Here is a 4,940-nt window from a genome sequence, read left to right on the forward strand (position 1 = left end):
GGAAATCTCCGCAACTAGATCGGGTACGCGCCACAGCTCTAAATTAACTCGGCGCGGTTCTCCTGGTTTCCATTTTGGAGAGTTACCACCAACATACAGCACTTTATCGGGTGCGGCACTTTGAGTCTGAGGTTTCTCCATTACGCAACCACCCAACAGATCGAATTTCACATCAGCTTGCCTAGAGAACCAGACAAATAATATCAATGAGAATAATTCGTTAAATCGCGAGTGATTGATGCCTTCGTTGCCCATATCGATCCAAATTGTATCTAAATTAAAAAAAACGCGCTCTTGTTCGTCGAGATTTTCAACGCGTTCTAAATACTCAGTCCAAGTGGCATTACGCCAGGAACTTGTTCTAGCTGGAAGATCGATGATAACGGCAGTATTCATAGGATATAACCTCTGACGATCGAGAGTTGGCTAGAAACCCGACTTTTTCAAAAAGCGGCTCGCGCACGCCTTTGTTTCCCGACGGTTTAGCGAGACAAGACAGTCGGGTTTCTGTTCAAATTTACACAGTCTGCGGAGTTGTTTTGCGATTGCGTACTTCTAGCCAAATCAATAAGGCATTGATATCGGCGGGATTGACACCGCCGATGCGGGTGGCTTGTCCGATGGTGGCGGGTTGAATTTGGGCTAATTTTTCGCGCGATTCTTTGGATAGAGTTCCGATCGCCTGATAATCGATATTACTGGGGAGTTTGCGATTGGATTGTTTGCTCACTTGGTCAATTTGGTGTTGTTGGCGACTCAAATATCCGGCATATTTAATCTCAATTTCGGCACCTTCGCGTTCGGCTATTTCGAGATTGTCATTACCCAATTCAAACTCAATTAAATGCGGGTAATGGAAGCCCGGACGACGCAAGAGTTCGGCGAGGGTAATGGAACCTTTAATAACTTCTCCAGTTGCTGCTGTAATCGCTTTCCCGGTGGGTTCGAGTTCTTTGACTCTAGTACGTTCGAGTCGGTCTTTTTCGGCGACAATTTGGGCTTGTTTGCTGGTAAATAACTCCCAGCGTCTATCATCGATCGTGCCAATTTCTCGACCTAATGGAGTTAGTCTTTGGTCGGCATTATCCGATCGTAATAATAGCCGATATTCCGATCGACTGGTGAGCATTCGATAGGGTTCGCGCAAGTCTTTGGTACATAAATCGTCGATGAGAGTGCCCAAATAACTGTGTTCGCGGGGAAATACAATCATCTCCTGGTGGTTGACAAATCGCGCTGCATTTACCCCGGCGACGAATCCTTGTCCGGCGGCTTCTTCGTAGCCAGTGGTACCATTTACTTGTCCCGCACAAAATAGCCCCTCGATTTTTTTGGTCATCAGGGTGGGATAGCATTGAGTCGCGGGGATGTAGTCATAATCTACCGCATAAGCCGGACGCAACATTACGCACGATTCCATCCCTGGGAGCGTCCGCAACATTTCGACTTGGAGACTTTCGGGTAAGCCAGTTGAAAATCCTTGAATATACAATTCGGGAATATCGCGTCCTTCGGGTTCGATAAAAATCTGGTGGCTTTCTTTATCGGCAAAACGGACGATTTTATCTTCGATACTCGGACAATATCTCGGCCCTTTAGAATCTACCCAGCCGCCATATACTGGGGACAGGTGGAGATTGTCGCGAATTAACTGATGGGTTGCCGCAGTCGTGCGCGTGAGATGACAAGGAATCTGTTCTTTCTCTACCCACACATCTGGGTCGAAACTAAACCAGCGCACGCGGTTATCGCCCGGTTGTGGTTCCATTTTAGTATAGTCTACCGATCGCTTATCCACTCGCGCGGGGGTACCAGTTTTGAGTCTGCCAGTTTCAAAGCCCAGACGGTGCAGGGTTTCTGTCAATCCAGTGGCGGCAAATTCACCCGCGCGTCCGGCGGACATCGATTTATTACCTACCCAAATCGTCCCACCCATGAATGTCCCAGTCGTCAGAATTACTGCCTGACATTCAAACGCCACGCCAAAATAAGTCTCTACACCAATGACCTTATTATTGGCATCCAAAACCAAATCTGTCACCATTCCTTCGCGAATGGTGAGATTATCCTGATTTTCGACGATATTTTTCATTACTGCTGCATATTCACGCTTGTCGGTTTGCGCGCGTAATGCCCACACAGCAGGCCCTTTCGAGTCATTCAAGACCCGTTTCTGTAAATAGGTACGATCGGCCATTTTGCCAATTTCGCCGCCCAGCGCGTCGATTTCGTGGGTGAGCTGAGATTTAGCTGGGCCGCCGACGGCTGGGTTGCAAGGTTGCCAGCCGATTTTATCGAGGTTGAGGGTGAGTAAGAGGGTGCGACAGCCCAAGCGCGCGGCTGCTAGTGCGGCTTCACAGCCTGCATGTCCAGCACCGACAACAATAACATCGAAGGCATCTTGGAATTTAACGTCAGGATTCATAATTGATGGGGGAGGAGCTGAATATTAACTTTTCCGCCCAGAGATTTAAGTGCGATCGAGTCTACTTCTATTATATTCTCCCGATCGAGCAATGGTCTGGGCGATCGACATAAAAATAGGTAGGGTCGTGAATTACCCCTACCTATTTTTTTAGAGCGATCTAAAATTACTGGGGTCGATAATTTTGAATTTGCCGACCGTCAGATCCATAAACTTGGATCGGCAGTTTGGCATTTTCGCTAATAGCTTGCAGGGCATTTCCCAGGGTATTAACATGGTTGAGAATCCCCACTTTGGCATTGCCATCGCGTTGATTAGATGCGGCAACCGCTGTCTGTTTGAGCGTCTGGGTATATAGGGACATCAATCTAATCACGATCGATTTATCTGTGAGCGTGTAAGTACAAATCTGGGGTGTACCCGCACAAGTGCGTTGGAGATCTTTATTGGCGAGGGCTAATTTTTGGGTAGTTTTAAATTTTTCGTCTACTTGTTGAAAATTTTTCGTGTATTCAGCAACTAGTGGTTTTGCTTGTGTATAAACAGAACTAGTCTGGGGGATACTTTGAATTGCTACTACCGACTGATTCCACTGAGTAACAGCTTGAGCGAGTTGGTTGCTCTGTTGGGACACTTTAGCCGATTGTGCTAGTTTGACGGCGGTTTGATAGTTGAGAGTGGCTTTTTCTTCTTCCAGAACTTTGGCTTGGGCGTTAGTAATCCGAGGTTGGTAAGATTTAAGGAGTTCTTGGGCTTGGGAATAAGCCATCGTCGTGGCGGGAATGGCACCAAGCTGGGTGCTAGCATTATCCCACTGTCCTTTGACCGATCGCCACTCTGTTAATGATTTGGCAGTAGCTTGGGTTTGAGTCGCCGCCTTAATTCCGTCTGTCGCCGATTTGAGTTTTTGGTCGGCAATAGTTTCAATTTCGATCCGCTTATCGATATCGACCACTCGCCCTTGATACTCGGTGCGTTTTTGAACGGCGAGGGGATAAACTTGGCTGGAGGTCGGAATTCTGCCTAAATTGGCGATCGATTCCGTCCAGATTTGTTTGCTCTGCTGCCATTTTAACAGCGGTAGGGGCGGGGTTTTGACGATCGTGGTGGCTTTATATGCCTGATTCATCGCCAGCACTGTGGTGTCTAGATCTTGAGTCAGGGGGAGGGTAGTTTTGAGGGTATTTTGAGCGGCACCATAGCTACCAGACCACATCGGAATCGATTCGAGGGCATCGACACTCTGATGGAGCTGTTTTTGGGCGACTAAAGCTTCTTGTCCGGTAACTTGGGGTTTTTTGATGGTTTCCAGTACCGATTGGATCGTTCCAGAGGCAGTTGTCAGCTCCGTACAGGTCGATAACACGCAGGGACGAGTTCCCATATATCCAGCTCCCGTACCGACGGCTAGTGCCCCCAGACCACCCAGAATTGGTAAAATATATTTGTTGCGGCGATTGGTGGCTGCCGGGTAAGCTGACTGATAACTCTCATCAGCAGTGCCAAAAGAATTCTCGATATTGGCGGCAAATGCATCGGCATCGATCGTCACGAGTCGATCTGAGGAATAATTAGCACCAGCACTCTGGCGCGCGACCATCTCGACAACTTCTTTATCGTTCGGGACGATCTCTGGAACTGTTGATGGCGTGATGTCGGAGTTTTCCATATGCTTAGTTGAGATCTCCACAGGTGTACCGTTTACCAGACGACGATCGCGCTCTAAAGCGATTCTATCGTCGATCGTGCCTGTCATGGCAGGTGCGGCTTCGCCCGGTACGGTTTTTTTGACGAGGGGGTAGACTGTAAAACCTTGTTGAGAGTATGGGCGTTGATTGCCTTCCGATCGCAGATATAATTTTACTGCTAAGGGAATTTTTGGCTCTTCGGCTTGAAGTGCGCGTTCTAAGACTCTAAAGGTATCGGAGCTGTCGATCGCGGCATCTTGAGGATGTTGAGCGAGTACCCATAGGGTATCATCTTTATATAAGCACTGCACCCTAAATGGAATAATCCGCCCTAAGTGAGCGTGAAGAGAGTTTTGCAGAAAACACTCTAATATTTTGAGGTCATCCAGTCGCGTGGCTGAGTGCATATATTAACCGAAATTCGGCGAAAGTCAATGTAGGTGGGACAAAACTAGCTAGTCAGGAGGGGTAAATACTTTTACAGTTCGATCCTGCCGTCACTATCGATCGCCCGATATCTAATTGCTAGCTAGGCGATGTAGTTAGTATTTGTTAAACAATAATATCCTAAAATCTTACCAGATCCGATCTCGATCGAGATTTTCAGCGATCGTCCCGATATTGTCAATCTTTTGGCGTAAAAATCAGAAATTCATGGCAGGTGCAATCGATCGACTGCGCCTACCATGAACTTATAGACTCTCAAGGGTGAAAACTCACTTTGGACATGTCTTGAGAGGCAATCCGATCGGGTTTTTGGGCTTCGTGCGGAAACCAGAATCCCCCTGTCTTGTCGTTTTTTTATTCGGGGGGAACCCCCGAATAAA

General features: G+C 47.6%; 2 protein-coding genes and 1 pseudogene. All 3 read right to left on the bottom strand.

Translation table 11 applies throughout. The annotated features are described in order from the left end of the window. Nucleotides 1–396: pseudogene (locus Q0R35_RS08245) on the bottom strand (Uma2 family endonuclease); the annotation flags it as partial. A 121-nt stretch (nt 397–517) separates the two neighbouring features. After that, complete coding sequence (mnmG, locus tag Q0R35_RS08250; RefSeq protein WP_295615957.1) at nt 518–2,425, bottom strand: tRNA uridine-5-carboxymethylaminomethyl(34) synthesis enzyme MnmG; 1,908 nt, start codon at nt 2,423–2,425, stop codon at nt 518–520. A 166-nt stretch (nt 2,426–2,591) separates the two neighbouring features. Further along, nucleotides 2,592–4,520, bottom strand: a complete 1,929-nt coding sequence (locus Q0R35_RS08255) for a hypothetical protein (protein ID WP_295615960.1) — start codon at nt 4,518–4,520, stop codon at nt 2,592–2,594. Nucleotides 4,521–4,940: the final 420 nt, after the last annotated feature.

Origin of the sequence: Chamaesiphon sp. GL140_3_metabinner_50 (assembly GCF_025361915.1) — a bacterium.
Classification (GTDB): domain Bacteria; phylum Cyanobacteriota; class Cyanobacteriia; order Cyanobacteriales; family Chamaesiphonaceae; genus Chamaesiphon.